This is a genomic window from Anaerostipes sp. 992a (genome assembly GCF_001940245.1).
Lineage (GTDB): Bacteria > Bacillota > Clostridia > Lachnospirales > Lachnospiraceae > Fimousia.
The window spans coordinates 952,018-971,379 of sequence record NZ_MJIG01000004.1 but is presented as its reverse complement, the minus strand read 5'-3'; the positions used below and the strand labels follow the sequence as shown (position 1 = coordinate 971,379).

The following is a 19,362-nucleotide window of genomic DNA, read 5'->3' as shown; positions in this document are numbered from 1 at the left end:
TCTTGTGGCAAGAATATTACTGAGGTGATTAACATGAAAGAAAGGAAAAAGGGAACATCATATCTCTCCCAAAGAGCTTATTATATAGCGGTAGGAATCGGTTTGATAGCTTTGATCACATTGATGGTGATCTATAGTTACCAGACGAAGGATAAGAGGGAACTTGCCAAGCAGGAAATCAATCTGGATGAAGTAGGAAATGAAGCCATTCAGAAGACCGAGAGCACAACAGAGAATACAAGTGAGGATATTACAACAGAAGCCACAACAGAGGCGCCTCCAACAACTACTGCCAGTACACAGCAGACAGCTGGAACTGCTATCCTATCTTACGATGGGAAAACAAAGCTTACCTGGCCGATAAGCGGCAATATCATCCTGCCATTCAGTATGGACACTACTGTATATTTTGAAACTCTTGATCAATATAAATGCAATCCTGGTATTTTGATCGAGGCGAAAGAGGGACAAGGGGTAGGTGCATTGACAAAATGTCAGGTTCGTCAGATTGTCCAAAGCGAAGAACTTGGCAAGCAGGTCATTCTGGATATGGGAAATGAGTACACTGCCATCTATGGACAGCTGAAAAATATTAAGGTGAAAAAGGGAGACGTGTTAAAAGCTGGGGATATCATCGGATACGTAGCAGCTCCGACGGATTATTATACATTGGAAGGTTCTCATTTATATTTGGAGCTGAATCATAAGGAAACTCCGGTAAATCCAGTGAACTATTTGAAATAATATTCTTTTCAGTGGAGTTTTCAAAAAAAACATGTTATAATAGAACAGCTTTTATCAGACGGGAGAGCATTTGCCGTATCGGTGAATGCTTTTCTTTTCTGTTAATTATGAAATGTTATGGATGGATAAGGATGAAGAATTATACTTATATGGTTGAGTGCAGCGATGGAAGCCTTTATACCGGCTGGACCAATGATATTCAAAAGCGCATGAAAGCACATAATCAGGGAAAAGGTGCCAAATATACAAAAAGCAGACTTCCTGTAAAGCTGGTCTATGCAGAAGAGCATAAGACCAGACAGGAAGCCATGCAAAGAGAATATGCCATTAAGCAGCTGACCAGAGTGGAGAAGCTGAAGCTGATTTCTGATCTAAAGGAAAGAATACATAACGATGAAGTGGCAGGCACTTCCTGCCATAACAAATAAGTGGAAAATTTCGTGGGAACCGAAATTCTTATGCTTTCCATTGAAGATCGGAAGCTTTAGTGCATAAATGATTCCACCAATGGTGTAGATCACACCGCCTAAAACCAGCCAGATAAAGGCGAATCTGGATAAGGAATGAATAATTGGTGAAATTGCCAGGATACAAGTCCATCCCATAGCAATATATATTATGGAAGAAACCCATTTTGGACAGTAAACCCAGAATAATTTAAAGCAAATGCCTAGGAGGGCAATGCCCCATACCAAAGCTAACAGTCCATATCCCACAAATCCTTTTAAGGCTATGGTACATACCGGGGTGTAAGAGCCCGCAATTAGGATGAAGATCATGCAGTGATCCAGCTTTTTTAATCGACGGTTTACTTTTTCTGTACTGTTAATGGAATGATACAGTGTGCTGGCAGAATATAGTAGGAACATACTGACAACAAAGATAGTCAGAGAAATGGTCTTAATATAGTCTCCGCTCAGTATACATGGAATAATCAGTGGACCTGCAACGATCAGAGAAAGAATTGCTCCGATCATATGGGTAATCGCACTTCCGGGATCTTTTAATTTGAATTTCATAATGATACCTCCTAATATAGTAGTCTATAAAAATATTATATGTAGTTTTTAATACTATGTCTTCTTTATACTCATGCTACTACTATGTTTTGGGATTGTCAAGGGAAAAATAGAAAGGATAAATGATGAATACAGTAAGATTTGACGATTTAGAATTAAAGCCCCAGATTTTACGGGGAATCAAACAGATGGGATTTGAGGAAGCTTCTCCAATTCAGGCGAAAGCCATTCCAATTGCCCTTTCTGGTAAAGATTTAGTTGGACAGGCACAGACAGGAACTGGGAAAACAGCTGCTTTTGGGATTCCTATTTTACAAAAAGTGGATCCTTCTTTAAAAAAAGTACAGGCATTGATCCTGTGTCCGACCAGAGAACTGGCCATCCAGGTAGCGGAGGAAATCCGTAAGCTGGCGAAATACATGCATGGAGTGAAGGTACTTCCAATCTATGGCGGACAGGAGATCAGTAAGCAGATTCGCTCTTTAAAGACAGGCGTTAACGTAGTGATCGGAACACCCGGACGAGTGATGGATCATATGAGAAGAAGAACCTTGAAGCTGGATCATCTGACCATGATTACTTTGGACGAGGCGGACGAAATGCTGAATATGGGATTTCGGGAAGATATTGAAACTATTTTAGAAAAAGTGCCGGAAGAAAGACAGACCATGCTATTCTCTGCAACCATGCCAAAGGCCATCATGGACATTACAAGAAATTATCAGAAAGATGCCAAGGTCATTAAGGTTGTAAAAAAAGAACTGACTGTACCGAATATTGAGCAGTATTACTATGAAGTACGTCCAAGAAAGAAAAAAGAAGTACTTTCCAGATTATTGGATATCCATGATCCAAAGCTGGCAGTCGTATTCTGTAATACAAAGCGTATGGTAGATGAGGTAGTAGAAGATCTAAAAGGACGTGGATATTTTGCAGAAGGGCTTCATGGGGATATGAAGCAGTCTCAGAGAGATCGTGTCATGAACAGTTTCCGAAATGGGAAAACGGATATTTTAGTAGCTACTGATGTGGCAGCTCGTGGAATTGATGTAGATGACGTGGATGTAGTATTTAACTATGATGTACCACAGGACGATGAATATTATGTACACCGTATCGGACGTACCGGACGTGCAGGAAGAGTTGGAAAAGCATTCACCTTTGTAGTCGGAAAAGAAGTCTACAAATTAAGGGATATTCAAAGATATGCCAAGACCAAGATCAAAGCCCGCCCGATCCCATCTTTGAATGATGTTATGGAAACAAAGGCGGAGAAGGTATTTGAACAGGCAGAACAGATCATTGAAAGAGAAAATCTGGATAAATATGTAGATATGATAGAAAATATGGTAAATGAAAATGACTACACTTCTCTGGATCTGGCAGCTGCATTCTTAAAACATATTCTCGGTGATGGAGAAACACCAGAAGAAAAAATGTATGAGAGATTTGCGGATACAGGAGCCGGAGAAAGCGGAATGGTTCGTCTCTTCATTAATATTGGGAAAAAACAGAATATTCGCCCTGGGGATATTCTTGGAGCGATCGCCGGAGAAACTGGAATTCCGGGCAGCCTGGTAGGGGCCATCGATATGTATGATAAGTATACATTTGTGGAAGTCCCAACAGAAGTAGCTGCTGATGTATTGGATGCCATGTCCAAGGGTAAGATAAAAGGGAAAACAATTAATATTGAACCGGCAAATGCCAAAAGATAGGATTGACACCGTTTGCAGAATCTCTTATAATAATAGTAACAGTTATTGTTATTGTGAATTGAGAAGGGAGCCCTGATATGAAAACAGGACTAAAGAGGAGTAAGCAACGAGATGCGATTATCAATTACTTAAGATCTACCAAGGAGCACCCTACAGCTGATACCGTTTATATGAATGTAAAGGAAGTGATTCCTAATATAAGTTTAGGAACTGTTTACAGAAATTTAAATCTTTTAGCAGCTTGTGGTGATATAATAAAAATAAGCTGTGATAACAAATCGGAGCGGTTTGACGGGAATGTTCATCCGCATTATCATGTGATATGCACGGAATGTGGAGAAGTGATGGATTTGGAGATGGAGCCATTGGATCATGTCAATGTACTGGCAGGTGCAGTATTTGATGGCAGAATCGAAGAACATGTGGTTTATTTTAAAGGTATTTGCAAAAAGTGTTTAAAAAAACTTGACACAGCGAAATAAGGATGATATTATAATATCAGTAATAATTACTATTATTAATCAGAGAAAACAATGTAATGATTTATAAAAAAGGAGATTCTATTATGAAAAAATTTGTATGTACAGTATGTGGTTATGTTTATGAAGGTGATGCAGCTCCAGAAAAATGTCCAGTATGTGGTGTTCCAGCTGAAAAGTTCAAAGAACAGGCAGGAGATATGGTATGGGCTGCAGAACATGTAGTAGGAGTTGCAAAAGGTGTTAGCGAAGACATCCTTGCTGATTTAAGAGCAAACTTCGAAGGTGAATGTTCAGAAGTAGGTATGTACCTTGCTATGGCTCGTGTAGCTCATAGAGAAGGATACCCAGAAATCGGTTTATACTGGGAAAAAGCTGCTTGGGAAGAAGCAGAACATGCAGCTAAATTCGCTGAATTATTAGGTGAAGTTGTAACAGACTCTACAAAGAAAAACCTTGAAATGAGAGTAGAAGCTGAATTTGGTGCTACAGAAGGTAAAACAGACTTAGCAAAACGTGCAAAAGCTGCTAACTTAGACGCTATCCATGATACCGTTCATGAAATGGCAAGAGACGAAGCTAGACACGGAAAAGCATTAAAAGGCTTATTAGAAAGATACTTTGGCTAAGATACAAGCCATGCAAGGATAAAAATAAAAAATCTCCGGAAAGAGTATTTATATTCTTTCCGGAGATTTTTTATTTTTAGACTTATAGGGCGCTAGCCCTCAACGAGATGGAGCGAAGCGAAATCGAGGTGGCATGGCTTGTTCAAAGCCAAGATAGCCATGCAAAAGCGCTAGCCCTCAACGAGATGGAGCGAAGCGAAAGTGGCGGTGGTTTGCAACCAGGCTGCCATCGTTGCACTCGTCACCATGGGCAAACCTCGCATGGGTGCTACAAGGGTTTTTGCGGTCACAAAAGTTTCCTTAAAAACCGTGTAGCACCGCAAGATGGCATGGCTTGTTCAAAGCCAAAATGGCCATGCAAAAGCGCCAGCCCGCAACGAGATGGAGTGCTGACCAGAATTCCGCCACAAGTCTTGGCAGGGTATCGACTTGAAAACAATTAGATAAAAAGAAATGTGCATTTATGTTGACCACAATTCTTTATAGATGATATGATATTTAATAGAAAAATAGAAGTACACGGAGGAATAGTATGAAAAACTTATTTACAAGGGTAATCAGTTTCATCATGGTAGTATGCTTGGCAGTGGGTATGCTGGTAGTTGGTGGAACGACTAAGCAGGTTTCTGCTTTCGAAGCGACAAAACAAAGACCGATCAAGGATGGAATTTATCAAATTGCATCTAAAATCGATCAGGCATATTGTCTGGATATTTTTGCGGAGTTGAGCATGGATGATATTGATGTCATTTTATGGACGAGAAATCCAAACAATGATTTTATGAAGTTTCAATTTACTTATTTAGGTAATGGTTATTATAAAATTATCAATGTTGGAAGTAATAAAGCAATGGAGGCCAAGAACAATTCTTCTAACTGCGGTGTTTGTCAGAGCAGCTGGGAAGGAAGTGACAGACAAAAATGGAAATTACATTTGGATGATAATGGGTACTTTGGTCTGGCACCAAAATCTTCACCTTCTTCTCGTATTAATATCGCATCTGGAAAAGTGGGAGATTTGGAAGATATCGAAATTGAGCCTAATGACGGAAGCAATGCGCAAAAGTGGGTGATGATTCCGTTGGAATTACCTGGAAAAGTAGATGTTACTAAATTTTATAGTAATAAATCTCAACATGCTACAGTTGAGTGGAAGAAGAAAAGCATTGCTGATGGATATCAGGTACAGGTCGCAAAGAATGACAGTTTTACAAGTGGAAAGAAGAGTTACTATGTGACGTCTGCCATTAAGACGTTTTCAGGATTGACAGGTGGTCAGAGATATTATGCAAGAGTAAGAGCATATCGGAAGGTTGGAACGAGAAAATATTATGGAAAATGGAGTGATATTCCTTCAGTCATGGTCTTAAAGGGAAAACCAATTGCAAAAGCAAGTCTTAAGAAGGTAACATCTCCATCTAAGAAGAAGATCAGCATCCAATGGGGAAAATTGAGCAACATTGATAATTATGAAGTTCAGATTTCTAAGAAGAGTAATTTTGCTTCTAATACGATCAAACGAACATTTAAGAAAACAGTGACAAAGACAAGTCTAAAAGGTTTGACCAGTAAGAAAACGTATTATGTCAGAGTGCGTGGCTGTCGAAAGGTCAGTGGAGTCAATACTTATGGCTCATGGAGTAATGTAAAAAAAGTCAAGATAAAATAAAAAAAGTAATGAGCTTATCTAGTCATATAGCGCCTATCTATGGTAAAATTAGGATGATTATAGAGGATTGGATAAGGTTAAGGAAACAGAATGATCATTTGAAAAGGCTTCCTCTAAGTAACTTTAGAGGAGGCCTTTTTGTGGAATAGGAAAAGGCTTCCTTAGTATGAGGTTTATTGTAGAGAGAGGAAAAATTATGCAGCAGATACAGGAAGAATTGTCTCATGTATGGAAAGGTTGGACAATAGAAGATTTAATTGGTGAAGGATCCTTTGGAAAAGTATATCGGATTGTCAGAGAAGAATTTGGACATACCTATGAAGCGGCATTAAAAGTGATTACAATTCCACAAAATCAGTCAGAAGTAAAATCTGTTTTAAATGAGGGAATGGATGAAGACAGTGTGACTGCATACTTTCATGGGGTTGTAGAAGAAATTGTGGAAGAATTTGTGTTGATGTCAAAGTTAAAGGGAAATTCTACGATTGTCAGCTACGAAGATCACGCAGTAGTGCCCCATAAGGATCAGATTGGATGGAACATTTATATCCGAATGGAATTATTGACTCCATTATTTGATTATATTCGTGGCAAGGAGCTTTCGGTTCGAGAAGTGATCCAGATGGGAATTGATATGTGTAAGGCTCTGGAAATCTGTCAGAAATTTAATATTATTCACAGAGATATCAAGCCGGAGAACATGTTTGTATCCCAATTGGGAACGTTTAAACTGGGGGACTTTGGAATTGCAAGACAGATGGAAAAGACATCCTCTGGCTTATCTAAAAAGGGAACATATTCTTATATGGCTCCAGAAGTATATAAGGGAGAACGCTATAATTCGACAGTGGATATTTATTCACTTGGAACAGTATTATATCGTTTTTTAAATAATAACCGAACACCATTTTTACCACCATATCCTGAGACAATACGATATGCAGATAAAGAACGTGCCAATATCATGCGTATGAGTGGGTCTGTAATGCCGCCGCCATGTAATGCAAAAGGACGATTGGCAGAGATTGTATTAAAAGCCTGTGCATATAATCCAAAGGAGCGATATGAAAGTGCTGCGGATATGAGAAAAGCATTGGAATCCGTGCTTTATGAAGAAAAAGAACAGATATTGGCATATCCGGAAGGAGATATTTTAATAACGGATACGCCTGATTATATAGATTCCAGTGCACCAACGTCAAAGCAAAAAGAGGAAGGTACAGAATTTCTTTTTACAACAAATATAAAAGAAGAAAAAGAGGATGAGAAAAACAAGGCTGCAGAGATGCTGAAGCAGACAAAAGTGTTAGACCAGACCGAAAAAATCGTAGAGGAATCGGGGAAGGACATAGTACCCGAAAAGTTGGTGAAACCGGAAAAAACAAATCATCCAGTACGGATCAAAAGAAAATCGATCGTTATGATCGTACTGATTGTGTTCGTGATCATAGGAGCGATTTTTGCTGGAAAAGCAATTTTGAAAACAGAGGTACCAGTCTTTTTAAATAAAACAATAACAGAAGCAAAAGTCCTTGCGGATGACTCATCCTTGAAGCTTGAGATTGAAAAAAGAGTATTTTCTGACAAGGTAGCACGTGGAGATATTATTTCGCAGAGTATAAAGGGTGGAACAAAGGTAAAGAAAGGAACCGTTATAGAGATTGTCGTCAGTAAAGGGAGGAAGATTCAGGTTCCATCATTTAAAAATATGAGTCTGGAAAAAGCGTTGAATCTTGCCAAGAGTTCTTATTCTTTAAAAGTGGAAAGTGAAAAAGAAGTATATTCCGATACTGTAAAAAAAGGATGTATCGTAAGTCAAAATCCAAAGGTTGGAACCACGGTAGAAGAAGGTACTACGATTACCGTTGTGATCAGCAAAGGAATCGAACAGGTTACGGTTCCAAATGTAAATGGAAACCGAAAAGAAACGGCAATTACAAAAATCAAAAAGGCAAAATTAAAATATGAGATCAGCTATGACTACAGCAGTTTGGTAGGAGCAGGACGTGTAATCAGTCAAAGTGTAAAAGCAGGAAATAAAGTTGATAAGAATAAGGTGATCAAACTGGTTATCAGCCTTGGAGAAGAACCAGAGCCAGAGCCAAGTTATCAGAATTCTGGAAGCGGCGGTTCCTCCGGGGGTGGAAGTTCCTCCGGGGGTGGAAGTTCCTCTGGAGGTGGAAGTTCCTCTGGAGGCGGAGGCTCTTCTGGAGGTGGAGGCTCTTCTGTAGATGATAGCAGTGATGACTGGGATCTGATCAATTAATAGTATGCGAAAGGAGAAAAGGATGAATATAGATGTGATTATGATAATCATAGAAAGTATCGCTATAGCAGTAATGTTGTTTTTTATTGTAAAGCTGACAAAGCAAAAAAGACATGCAGAGCAGGTAAAGTCTCAGCATTTTCATGCTGCGGATGAAGAAAAACTGAAAAATAAGCTCGCAAATGAAAAACGGGGGAAACACGTATGAGTATTGTAATATCTGTATATTCTCAAAAAGCATTTAAGGAGTTTGTACTGCCTTCATTAAATAATGCCGACTATTCATTGACATTGGAAAAAGGCTGTTTCAAACTTCAGGAGGATTTGTTTCTGCGCATGGAGGTTCTGGATGAATGCTGGAGAATCAAACCGGATGTCCATTATCTGATTACAACACAGAACCATATGAATTATCAGGGAGAATATCTAAAGGATCAGGATGTACTGATGATTACTACAGATCGTCATGAGAGAGTTTCTCTGATCATAAAAGAGGTGGCTTCTGTTTTTCACGAATATGAAAAGTATGATATTAGTAAGACGGATATTCTTACCATTGGAAAAGGAGAATATGTGGACATCCATTACATATTTAAAAATTATGTATCTTCCCGCCATGCTGTCATCCAAAAGAAGAATGGAAGCTTTTGGATTGTGAATGAAAGCCCTAATGGAACGTATGTAAATTCTGTTCGAATCGATACAGAAACAAAGTTGGAATTCGGTGATTATATTAATATTATGGGGCTTCATATGGTATTTTTGGATCACATTCTGGCCATTGATACAAAAGGGACCAATCTTCGCCTGAATGAAGAAAAACTGGTCAAATATCAGCCATTTATGGATTTTACGGTGTGTTTGACAGGTAGAAAAGAGGATGGAGATGGAAAACAGATTTATCACAGAGCTCCCCGCAATTATGAACGCCTGGTGGAGGAAGCGGTTGAGATTGAAGAGCCGCCAGAAAAGGTTCAGTCCAGCCAGCAACCATTGTTAATGACTATCGGACCATCTTTTACCATGGCGCTTCCGATGCTGTTGGGTTGTATGATGATGATTTATGCCTCTCAGAGCGAAGGAGGCAATGCTTCTCTGTACATGTATTCAGGGCTGGTCATGTCTTTTTCTTCTGCAATTGTGGGTGTGATCTGGGCACTTGTGAATATCCGTTATCAGAAGAAGATAGATGGGGAGAAAGAGGCACATCGTTTTGAAGCCTATAGCAATTATCTGTTGGAAAAGACAGATGAGATCAAGAATAAATACGAAACGACGGAACGAATGCTTGGCGAGATGTATCCAGCAGCAACAGATTGCCTAAGTTATAGTGATTCTGCAGGTATTTTATGGAATCGAAACCGTACCCATGAGGATTTCCTTACACATCGTCTGGGAATCGGAGATATTCCATTTCAGGTTCCGATTGATATTCCAAAGAAGAGATTTACATTATATGAAGACGATCTGGCAAAAAAACCAGAATTTATCAGAGAAAATTATAAGAATCTTTATAAGGTTCCGGTTACCTTGAATCTTTTGGATCATAATTTGATTGGTGTGATCGGTGGAGAGCAGAAGAAGGGAGCATTGGATATTGCAAGAATTCTGAGTACACAGATTGCGGCCAATAACTGCTATACCGATGTAAAATTGGGATATTTATATGACAAAGATCAAGTGGAAGAACGGGAAGCATTTCAATTTGCGAAATGGCTGCCACATACATGGTCTGAAGATAAGAAGACCAGGTTTATCGCCTCTGCACCGGAAGAGGGCAGTGATGTATTATATGATCTGACGAAGGTATTTCGTGCCAGAAGTGAGGAACAAAACCATAGGAATGACAAAGAGATTCCAAAGCCATATTATGTATTGTTTATTTCCAATCCGTCTTTATTAGAAGGAGAGCTGCTGTCTAAATATATTTTTGAAAAGAATACGCAGTATGGTTTGACGACGGTGTTGTTGGCAGAGCGGTATGAAGAGTTGCCAAATAGTTGTGAATTTATCATTCAAAATGACGGTGTGTTTGAAGGCATGTATGATGTATTTGCCAGAGATGACGAGAAGACCGTTATTCAGTTTGATCATATTGCGGAAGATCAGTTAATGACATTTGCAAAAACGCTTTCCTCCTTGAAGGTACAGGAGATGGAAGAAGGGGGAGAGATTCCGTCCAGCCTTACGTTCTTTGAGATGTTTGGCGTGAATCGATTAGAAGAACTGCCAGTAAAAGAGCTTTGGACGAAAAACAGGATTTATGAAAATATTAAGGGAATAATCGGACAGAAGGCAGGAGGAAGCCCATGTTATCTGGATGTCCATGAGAAATATCATGGACCACATGGATTAGTTGCTGGTACGACAGGTTCTGGTAAAAGTGAGACGCTGCAGACTTATATGCTTTCTCTGGCAGTCAATTACAGTCCGGATGATGTGGGATTCTTTGTCATTGACTATAAGGGAGGCGGTATGGCCAATTTATTTGACGGACTGCCTCATATGATCGGTCAGATTTCCAATCTGTCTGGAAATCAGGTAAAACGTGCTATGATTTCTATTAAAAGTGAGAATAGACGAAGACAGAGAATGTTTAATGAAAATGGAGTGAATAACATCAATGCATATACCAAGCTCTATAAAAATGGAGAGGCATTGATTCCAATTCCACATCTTTTTATTATCATTGATGAGTTTGCTGAATTAAAAAGAGAAGAACCAGACTTTATGAAGGAACTGATCAGTGTAGCTCAGGTTGGACGAAGTCTGGGCGTTCATCTGATCCTGGCAACACAAAAGCCAAGTGGAACGGTGGATGATAATATCTGGAGTAACTCCAAGTTCCGTCTCTGTCTGCGCGTACAGGATAAGCAGGACAGTAATGATATGCTTCATAGACCGGATGCAGCCTATATCACACAGGCTGGGCGGTGTTATCTCCAGGTAGGAAATGATGAAATTTATGAGCTATTCCAGTCCGGATATAGTGGAGCCATTTATGATAAGAATGCAGGTGATGAGAAAAATGATATTGCCAAGATGATCGGTCTAAATGGAAAGGTAGAGATGACTGGAAATATGGCTAAGGCATCCAGAAAGAAAAAAGCTCAGTATGCATGGCTGGAGACTCTCGTCAATGTGCTAAAGGAGACTTTGGAGGAACTTGGCTGGAATCTGGAGGTAGAGAGTAGAGAGCGAAGCAGAATGCATTCTGTTATTGAAGGGATGTATGAACGATTAGAGGAACAGCATCTGGAATATGCAAAAAGTGCTTATAATACAGAGAGATTAATGGATTTTATCAGTTTATATGCACGGGTATCCGAAGAGGAGGATGTACCAGAGGCAATGCTTAACCTGGCCAAACAGGAACAGTTAAAGCTACCAGAAGGAAAAGAACAGACTCAGTTGGAGGCAGTAAAGGAATATCTGGGAAAAATTGCTCTGGAAAATGGCTATCAAAAACAGAGTCAGTTATGGATGCCAGTGCTGCCGGATAAGATTTATCTGGAAGAGTTTGAAGAATTTAGAGAAAGCTGTTTTGTAGATGGAGAATGGAAAAAGTCTCAAAGAGAGTGGTCTTTGGATTTTGTACTGGGTAAGGTAGATGATCCGGAAAATCAGAATCAGATGCCTTTGATCGTAGATTTTGCAGCCAGTGGGCATATGGCAGTGTGCGGAAATATTGTCAGCGGTAAAAGTACGATGATGCAGACGATGATCTATGCACTTATCCAAAAGTATACGCCAAAAGAAATTCATATTTACGGACTGGATTTCAGTAGTAAGATGATGTCTGCCTTTGAGAATGCACCACAGGTGGGCGGCATCATGTATGAAAACGATTTGGATAAGATTGGAAAGTTTTTCCATATGATGGATGGCATTTTAAAAGAGAGAAAGACCATGTTCCGTGGCGGAAATTACAGCCAGTATGTAAAGGTTCATGGTGTTACCGTGCCAGCGATTCTGATTTTTATTGATAACTATGCAGCACTTAAGAGTAAGACTGCAGAGATTTATGAGCAACAGCTGATTCAGCTGTCCAAAGAAGGTGTCAATCATGGAATCTATCTGATAGTATCCGGTGCTGGTTTTGGCATGAACGATATTACTACGATGGTTGGAGAGAATATGAATACTGTATTGTGCCTAAGCCTGCAGGATAAATATGCATATAGCGATCTATTGCACAGCAATCAATTTGATGTACTTCCGGAAAATGGCATCAAAGGTCGTGGTCTGGCATCTGTGGGAGGAAGGATTTTAGAATATCAGACGGCTCTCGCCCTAGAAGCGGAGAATGATTATGAGCGAATGGAAAGTATTCGAAGACAATGCATGAAAATGGCGGATGCATGGACAGAAAAACCAGCAAGAAGGGTTCCGGAAATTCCGAAAAAACCAATGTGGAAGGATCTTATCCAGAGAGAGGAATTTGATCGCATGGTAGAAAGCAGGGATTATCTTCCTGTAGGATATGATGCAGACAGTGCTGCCATTTATGGTATTCCATTGAGAAAGACCTATTGTCATCTGGCATGGGGAAGGGCACGTTCTGGCAGAACCAATTACCTGAAGGTATGTGTACAGTCTGCACTGAAAAAAGATGCGAATATTTGTATTATTGATAGTCCGCAGAAGAGTCTGCAGGCATATAAGGATGAAGCATCTGTCGTATATGCATCTACGGAGGATGAAGTATTTGCATTCTTTAAGGAACTGATGCCGGAATTTATCCGAAGGAACAAGATGAAGCAGCAGATGCTGAAAGCGGACTATGAGGAAGAAGAGATCTTCGATCGTATGAGTGAGGAGAAGCCATATTTTATCTTTATTGATGATCTTAGCTGGTTTGTGCCATTTATTTATAATGCACAAAAAGATATGAAAAGCTTCTTAGAAAATATCATTGCCAAAGGAGTGCTTCATAACATTTATTTCTTCAGTGAAATAGCGATGGAAAAGAGAGAGGAAGCTGCCGGATATGGTATTTATGAGCATTTTGCCGGACATAAGACAGGAATTCATTTTGGAGGTAAGGTCGTAGACAACCCAGTGCTCACTTTTGATTACCTGCAGTTTATGGATCAGGCGAAAATCGAGAAGCCTGGAATCGGTCAGATTCCAGATCCAGTGGAAGAAGAGGAAACAAGAAAAGTGGTGATTCCATTGGCAAAGGGAGGAAAAAAACGTGATATCAATGCTGATTTTTGATCAGGATATAAAAGAACAGAAGATGCTGATCGCTCATTCCAAGGATGCGGTAGCTTTTTGCTCCGATGACCAGTTGAATATTGAGACGGTAACCGATAAAAAGGGTGTGGAAGGCTTTTTAAAAAAACATGAATTGATGGATGCGGCTTTTTTGGATATTACAGATACAGACGGAATTGATCTGTCAAAGAATATCAGAAATGCCTATGAGCTTTCTGAGCTTTTGGTGATCGCGGATGCCAGTATTTCTCCCATGGAATACATGACACCGGATATTCGTGCGGCCTCTCTTCTGCTCCGTCCTTTTGGGACAGAGCAGAGCAGGCAGGTGGTAAACCAGTTTTTTCATGCCTACTATCGGAATCAGGCAGGACAAAAAGAAGAACGGAAGATGGTAATTGAAAACAGACAAGGGAAGATATCCATTCCATATTCAAAAATTTATTACCTGGAGGTGCGGGAAAAGAAAATTTTCGTACGCCTTAAGGATAAAGAATACAGTAAGTATGGAACACTGGAAAATGTGTTAAAAGAGCTATCCGACGATTTTATCCGCTGTCATAGAAGCTTTGCAGTCAATAAGCATTATATTGACCGGGTAAAGCTATCGGAAAATGCCATTTATCTGGAGCATAACATTATGGTACCATTATCTAGAAGCTATAAGGCAGAATTGAAAGAATATATGAAAAGTCTTCAAACAAAGGAGTAAAAACTATGGCAGGTGTAGAAAGCATATATATGACGGAGGAGGAATTGCTGGTGCTTCTTGCTGGAAAAGGAAAGAGGTACTGGTATGGAATCGATTCCCGTGAAGAGGAAGAGCAGAGAAATCCGTTTAAAAAGGAGGATTTATATCGGATTCTGGGAGACCTATATCAAAAGGAATACGTAGAATGGGATCAGAATATGGTAAAAATCAACGAGTCCATTGACCCAATGATGCAGGTCCTTATAGAGGCAGAGTGCTGTGTGCGGGCAGAAAATGAAAAGGATAAGAGAATTTATTATTTTGATTCTTCCGGGATCGTAATGATGGAAAAAAGCCAGAGAGAAAATGGAATGCTTCGTCTTACCTTGCTTGAAAAAGCAGAATTTTTCATAAGCCTTCGGGAAGCAGAATTCCTTCCCGAAGATTCTTTTGAGCCAGAATCAGAGCAGGAGATCGTAAAGCAAAAGGAAGAGATGACAGAGAAAGCGTTTTTGCAGCTGATAAAGATGGATGGGGAAAAGCAATTGGATGCCATGAAGATTATGGAAGCTGGAATTACGACTTTTATCAGTCAGGAAAGTGGGACAACCACCCGTGTGATTCCATATGAAACAGAGTGGCTTCAGAAGCAGTTGAGCAGATGGATGGACTGGACGAAATAGAAAATTTTGGTTGGATTGATGGAGGATAAGGATGATATTAGTAGAAGTATATGTGGCAGCAATGGATGAAACATATGATTTTATGTTGGATGAACACGCAGGAATCGGACAGATTATTGGAGAGCTTAGCGAGATGCTTTCTAAGAAGGTAAAGAATCCAATTCCAGATAAGGGAACGCCATTTATGCTGTGTTCTATGGATCAAAAGGAGATTCTGCCGGAAGAAAAGACACTGGCTGGCTGTAAAATCAAGGATGGACATAAGTTATTATTGGTATAGATGTGTCAAACAGGGAGAAAAAAATGCATTTTAGGGAGAAAAAGGTCCTTTCTCACAAGGAAGGTATATACTGTGAATAGAAAGGAAGAAAGCCTATGAATACAGAGATCGCATTACAGAAATTACGGTATGAAATAGAATATTTGAAAGAAGCAGAGGCTGATCTTAAGAGAGAATACATATCCATTCAACAGACTATTTATCAATTAAATCGAATGGAAACACCTGGAATCAAGGAACTGGTTCGGAAGCTTCGCAGACAGAATGAATCTTTGGATAAGGAAAGAAACAGACTAAAGGGACTTCGAATGACCCTAGAGCAGATTGTCCGTCTGTATAGACAATGTGAAGATCAGATTATGAATGAAGAATTTGACTATAAAAAGCAGAATATTTGGTTTAGGTCCATTGATGTATCGAATATCGGTATTCTGTTAAAGCAAAATCAGATTTTCTTTAAATAGAAGGGATGGATAGGAGGAGTAGGAACATGGCAGTAGAACATATTAAAATCAATACGAATCGATTGCATCAGGATACCCAAAAGGTGGAAGGATACATTCAAAAGATGAAAAAGGAACTGACCAACATGCAAAATAGTGTCAATGCCATGAACAGCATGTGGGAAGGATCGAGTAAAAAAGCTTTTGTGAAAGCTTTTGAAAATGATATGCAGATCGCACAGGAGATCATCGCAACCTTGCAGGTAATACAAAAATATGAAGCCAATGCAAAAAAGGAATACGAAGCCTGTGAACGAAAGGTCGCTGATCTGGTGGCTAGTATCCGGGTTTAGAAGGGAGAAAAACAATGTCTGATTTTAAGTTGAAGGTTTCTCCAGATGTGCTTCAGTCAAAAGCGCAGGAGCTGGAAGGACAGATTCAAAATTTTCAAAATGACTGGAAAAAAATCCAGGAGATCATAAAAAATTCCAAATCATACTGGCAGGGAGAAGCCAGTGATATGCATCAGAAATACGAAAAGGAAGTACAGGATGATGTGAGTGAGGTGGTAAAAAGCTTAAAGGAACATCCAAAAGATTTATTAAAAATTGCAGGAATCTTCCGGAAGACGGAGCGTGAATTGACAGCACTTGCCAATGAGTTGCCGGGAGATGTGATCATATAAATAGGAGGGAAATTATGGCAAAGAGTGCTTATACGATAAAGCTGGACTACAAAAATGCTTTGAAGCAGGCGGAGAGTCTGGAAGAATCTGCAAAGGACATTGAAAAAATCTCAAAAACAGACTTAATGGGATGCATGAATCGGATTTCTAAGGAGTGGAAAGGGGAATCCTCCGATGCTTATCGCAGCAAAGGACAGAAATCAGCAGAAAATCTGTTGGCCATCGCAAAAAATCTGAGAAAGACAGCTACGACTATTCGAGAGATTGCCCAAAGAACCTATGATGCTGAGATGCGGGCACTGGCATTGGCACAGAAGCGGGAATATAACGGCTGAAACGTGTAGTCTCTAAGTATCAAAGTGATAGAAGACAAAGAAGGTGAGGAAATATGGGAGAGGTTGAAATATATGGTGGAAAACTGAAGACAAGTGTGAATGATGAGAAAAAAATCACAGGGGCATTGCGACAAGTTGGATACGATATTAGCGATGTAAGAAGAAAACTGGATTTGAATGTATTATCATCCAATCAGGAGATGAAAAAACATTTGAAGTATTTGGAAAACGAATTACAGGAAGAATTATCGACGATCAATCAAATGTCTGTCATATTGACCAAAGTGATCTATCTTTATGAAAGTACAGAAAAAGAAATCTGTAAAGAAAACATGTCCAAAAAGGCAAAATCAAAAGGCTGCATCTATGAAATTGTATATGGGAAACAGCTGTTGGATTTTATTGAAAAAAAGAGCGGAATCCGGATCATGAGTTGGGAGACAGATTCTGATGGTGGCCTGAAATGGGATTGGAGTGAAGATACCAAAGGGCTGTTTGGCAAAAAATCAGGAAGCTTTTCCTTGATCGAATTATTTGATGAGAACGAATACCGAATTGGAGATTGGAAGCTGGGAGGTCAGAAATCAAAACTCGGAATAGGAAATCTGGACGGCGATCTGGAAGGTGGAATGGGCATTGTAAAAGATGGAAAAATAAATCCAGGTGCTTTTATCGTTGGGACGGTTTCGGGAAGCCTTTTATCGTTGGAAATGGAACAACAGATAGGAACAGATGAGTTGAATCATACCGTAAAAGCCAAGGGAGATCTGATTGGTGGAGAAGCCAAAGGGAAGGTTGGACTTGGATTTGTAGAGGTCCAGGATGAAAATGGGAACAAAAGAAAAACGTTTGGCGGCGGTGTGGAGCTTGGAGCAGAGGCTTATGTTGCCAAAGGAGAGATTCACAGTGGATATAACATCTTTGGGGTAAAAGTCGATGTTAAGCTGGAAGGCACTTATGAATCAGTTGGAGTAAAATATAAAAGTGGGATTTACAAAGATGGATTGGAAATTGGCGGAAGCGGTGCTCTGGGAGCAGGCGCCGGTGTTTATGTGACGTTGGATTGGAGCGATCTGTTTGATTGATCGAAAGGAATAGAAGGGAGAAACTATGTTTAAAAAATTTTTACCAATAGGATCCGTAGTCCTATTAAAAGAAGGAAAGAAAAAGATTATGATTTGTGGAAGACTTCAGGTATCTGCAGATACAAATCGAATTTATGATTACTGTGGATGTCTATATCCAGAAGGAATTCTAAAGCACGATGAGCTGATCTTATTTCAGCACGACAGCATTGAAAGAGTCTATTTTATTGGCTTCCAGGATCAGGAAGGGTTGGAATTTGATGAATATGTAACACGAAAAGTGGAAGAAAAGATGAAGGAGCAGATGCAGCAGTGATCAAAACGCAAGTGAGTCAGACACTTCATACGATGTTTCAGGCTTCCTATCAGATCACAGAGGGTTCGAAGGAGCTTGCTACCGCGAAGATTTCAGAAAACAGAATGGGAGCATCCATTGATTATTATAAAGGCAGGGAGTGTTTCTATAGATTAAGATATGATAAAGAGCAGGGTGGCAGACATTACTGGATTCTGGATGACTGGGATGAACCATGCGGACGTTTTTTTCTGACACAGAAGAAAGGAAAGCTTTTCAAACCGGGATATGTTTATATCAGAGGCAGCTTACGGGGTCGAGAATATAATATTTATCATGTGGGATTTGGAAAGGAAGGCAATTATTATTGTATTTATGAAAGATCTGATCAAGAAGAAGAGCAGGTTGCTCTGATTGAAAAAACGCTTACGGTAACGGATTTCAAAGACACTTATGATTGTTACGGAAAGCGGGAAGAGGATATGGATCTACTGCATCTGCTTTGTCTCTATATTGATGTATGGACAAGCCGGGATACGGCAAAGGGGGCAGTAAAAAGCAAAGAAATTACCTATGAGGTGACACATCATAAGGAACTAAAGGAAAAGTATGATCCATCCTTTCTGAAATCATAAAAATGTGCAGTTTAAGGTGAAAATGAGGTTATTAAGGGAGAAAAACAGCACGAATGAGAAAAAGATGGTAAGATAAATACATCAAAAGGAACAAAACAAAATGTAAATAAATGAACATAGCAGGAGGAAAAGAACATGGCAAGAACAATTCAGGTGACAACAGGAACATTAAAAAACAAAGCGAGCGAATTAAAGAGCTTGAATGCAAAATTTAAGACACAGATTGAGAACTTAAAAACACAGGAAAATGCATTAAATGGAATGTGGGATGGGGAAGCCAATGATGCTTTCCATAGAGAATTTATGAAAGATATCACTCAGATGCACAACTTCTATAATGCCATTGAACAGTATGTTGCAAAATTAAATGAAATTGCAGCATCTTATGAAAAAGCTGAGAAAAATAGCATTAACCATTTAGCAAAACACTAAGAATCACAAAAGAAATGATGCAGATATCAATAAGACAGATCAGAATCGGAGGAT

The 19,362-nt window shown here is 39.5% G+C and carries 21 protein-coding genes; 20 read left to right on the top strand and 1 reads right to left on the bottom strand.

Going from position 1 to position 19,362, the window contains the following annotated elements:
- Positions 1-33: 33 nt before the first annotated feature.
- Both BHF69_RS08950 and BHF69_RS08945 read left to right on the top strand, forming a co-directional pair.
- Positions 34-744, top strand: coding sequence for a M23 family metallopeptidase (locus tag BHF69_RS08950; RefSeq protein WP_083651187.1), 711 nt, complete (start codon positions 34-36; stop codon positions 742-744).
- Positions 745-875: 131 nt separating this feature from the next.
- Entirely contained in the window at positions 876-1,172 is a 297-nt protein-coding gene (locus tag BHF69_RS08945; RefSeq protein ID WP_075670784.1) for a GIY-YIG nuclease family protein, read from the top strand.
- Here the strand turns inward: BHF69_RS08945 and trhA are convergent.
- A complete protein-coding gene (trhA, locus tag BHF69_RS08940; RefSeq protein WP_075670782.1) occupies positions 1,116-1,763 on the bottom strand; it encodes a PAQR family membrane homeostasis protein TrhA in 648 nt (215 codons plus the stop codon). The genes BHF69_RS08945 and trhA overlap by 57 nt on opposite strands.
- A 125-nt stretch (positions 1,764-1,888) precedes the next feature.
- Here trhA and BHF69_RS08935 point away from each other — a divergent pair, with 125 nt between their 5' ends.
- The 18 genes from BHF69_RS08935 (at position 1,889) to BHF69_RS08845 (ending at position 19,308) form a co-directional block, all read left to right on the top strand.
- Positions 1,889-3,481 carry a DEAD/DEAH box helicase gene (locus BHF69_RS08935; RefSeq protein ID WP_075670780.1) on the top strand — a complete coding sequence of 531 codons (1,593 nt, stop codon included), beginning with the start codon at positions 1,889-1,891 and terminating at the stop codon, positions 3,479-3,481.
- Positions 3,482-3,558: 77 nt separating this feature from the next.
- Positions 3,559-3,963: a Fur family transcriptional regulator gene (locus BHF69_RS08930; protein WP_075670778.1), complete on the top strand. Its 405-nt coding sequence runs from the start codon at positions 3,559-3,561 to the stop codon at positions 3,961-3,963.
- Positions 3,964-4,046: 83 nt separating this feature from the next.
- Positions 4,047-4,589, top strand: a complete 543-nt coding sequence (locus BHF69_RS08925) for an NADH peroxidase (RefSeq protein WP_075670776.1) — start codon at positions 4,047-4,049, stop codon at positions 4,587-4,589.
- 532 nt (positions 4,590-5,121) lie between these two features.
- Complete coding sequence (locus tag BHF69_RS08915) at positions 5,122-6,258, top strand: RICIN domain-containing protein (protein WP_075670772.1); 1,137 nt, start codon at positions 5,122-5,124, stop codon at positions 6,256-6,258.
- Positions 6,259-6,454: 196 nt separating this feature from the next.
- On the top strand, positions 6,455-8,524 hold the full coding sequence (locus tag BHF69_RS08910) for a PASTA domain-containing protein (RefSeq protein WP_158022572.1): 2,070 nt from the start codon (positions 6,455-6,457) through the stop codon (positions 8,522-8,524).
- 22 nt (positions 8,525-8,546) lie between these two features.
- Entirely contained in the window at positions 8,547-8,732 is a 186-nt protein-coding gene (locus BHF69_RS08905) for a hypothetical protein (protein ID WP_075670768.1), read from the top strand.
- The gene (gene essC, locus BHF69_RS08900) at positions 8,729-13,744 is read left to right on the top strand and encodes a type VII secretion protein EssC (RefSeq protein WP_075670766.1); all 5,016 of its coding nucleotides are present in this window, start codon (positions 8,729-8,731) and stop codon (positions 13,742-13,744) included. Before BHF69_RS08905 ends, essC begins: the two co-directional genes overlap by 4 nt.
- Positions 13,731-14,456: a LytR/AlgR family response regulator transcription factor gene (locus BHF69_RS08895; RefSeq protein ID WP_075670764.1), complete on the top strand. Its 726-nt coding sequence runs from the start codon at positions 13,731-13,733 to the stop codon at positions 14,454-14,456. The genes essC and BHF69_RS08895 overlap by 14 nt, the downstream gene beginning before the upstream one ends.
- A gap of 5 nt (positions 14,457-14,461) precedes the next feature.
- Positions 14,462-15,118, top strand: a complete 657-nt coding sequence (locus tag BHF69_RS08890; protein WP_075670762.1) for a hypothetical protein — start codon at positions 14,462-14,464, stop codon at positions 15,116-15,118.
- Positions 15,119-15,149: 31 nt separating this feature from the next.
- On the top strand, positions 15,150-15,398 hold the full coding sequence (locus BHF69_RS08885) for an EsaB/YukD family protein (protein WP_075670760.1): 249 nt from the start codon (positions 15,150-15,152) through the stop codon (positions 15,396-15,398).
- A gap of 95 nt (positions 15,399-15,493) precedes the next feature.
- Positions 15,494-15,862: a hypothetical protein gene (locus BHF69_RS08880; protein WP_075670758.1), complete on the top strand. Its 369-nt coding sequence runs from the start codon at positions 15,494-15,496 to the stop codon at positions 15,860-15,862.
- Between the two features lie 26 nt (positions 15,863-15,888).
- Complete coding sequence (locus BHF69_RS08875; RefSeq protein ID WP_075670756.1) at positions 15,889-16,194, top strand: WXG100 family type VII secretion target; 306 nt, start codon at positions 15,889-15,891, stop codon at positions 16,192-16,194.
- 14 nt (positions 16,195-16,208) lie between these two features.
- Positions 16,209-16,526 (top strand): WXG100 family type VII secretion target, encoded by a 318-nt coding sequence (locus BHF69_RS08870; RefSeq protein ID WP_075670754.1) that lies wholly within the window; start codon positions 16,209-16,211, stop codon positions 16,524-16,526.
- A 14-nt stretch (positions 16,527-16,540) separates the two neighbouring features.
- On the top strand, positions 16,541-16,861 hold the full coding sequence (locus BHF69_RS08865; protein ID WP_075670752.1) for a WXG100 family type VII secretion target: 321 nt from the start codon (positions 16,541-16,543) through the stop codon (positions 16,859-16,861).
- Positions 16,862-16,914: 53 nt separating this feature from the next.
- Positions 16,915-17,946 carry a hypothetical protein gene (locus BHF69_RS08860; RefSeq protein WP_075670750.1) on the top strand — a complete coding sequence of 344 codons (1,032 nt, stop codon included), beginning with the start codon at positions 16,915-16,917 and terminating at the stop codon, positions 17,944-17,946.
- A gap of 25 nt (positions 17,947-17,971) precedes the next feature.
- Positions 17,972-18,262 carry a DUF4176 domain-containing protein gene (locus BHF69_RS08855; RefSeq protein ID WP_075670748.1) on the top strand — a complete coding sequence of 97 codons (291 nt, stop codon included), beginning with the start codon at positions 17,972-17,974 and terminating at the stop codon, positions 18,260-18,262.
- A complete protein-coding gene (locus BHF69_RS08850; protein WP_075670746.1) occupies positions 18,259-18,876 on the top strand; it encodes a hypothetical protein in 618 nt (205 codons plus the stop codon). Before BHF69_RS08855 ends, BHF69_RS08850 begins: the two co-directional genes overlap by 4 nt.
- Positions 18,877-19,011: 135 nt before the next feature.
- Positions 19,012-19,308, top strand: a complete 297-nt coding sequence (locus BHF69_RS08845) for a WXG100 family type VII secretion target (protein ID WP_075670744.1) — start codon at positions 19,012-19,014, stop codon at positions 19,306-19,308.
- The last annotated feature ends 54 nt before the right edge of the window (positions 19,309-19,362 follow it).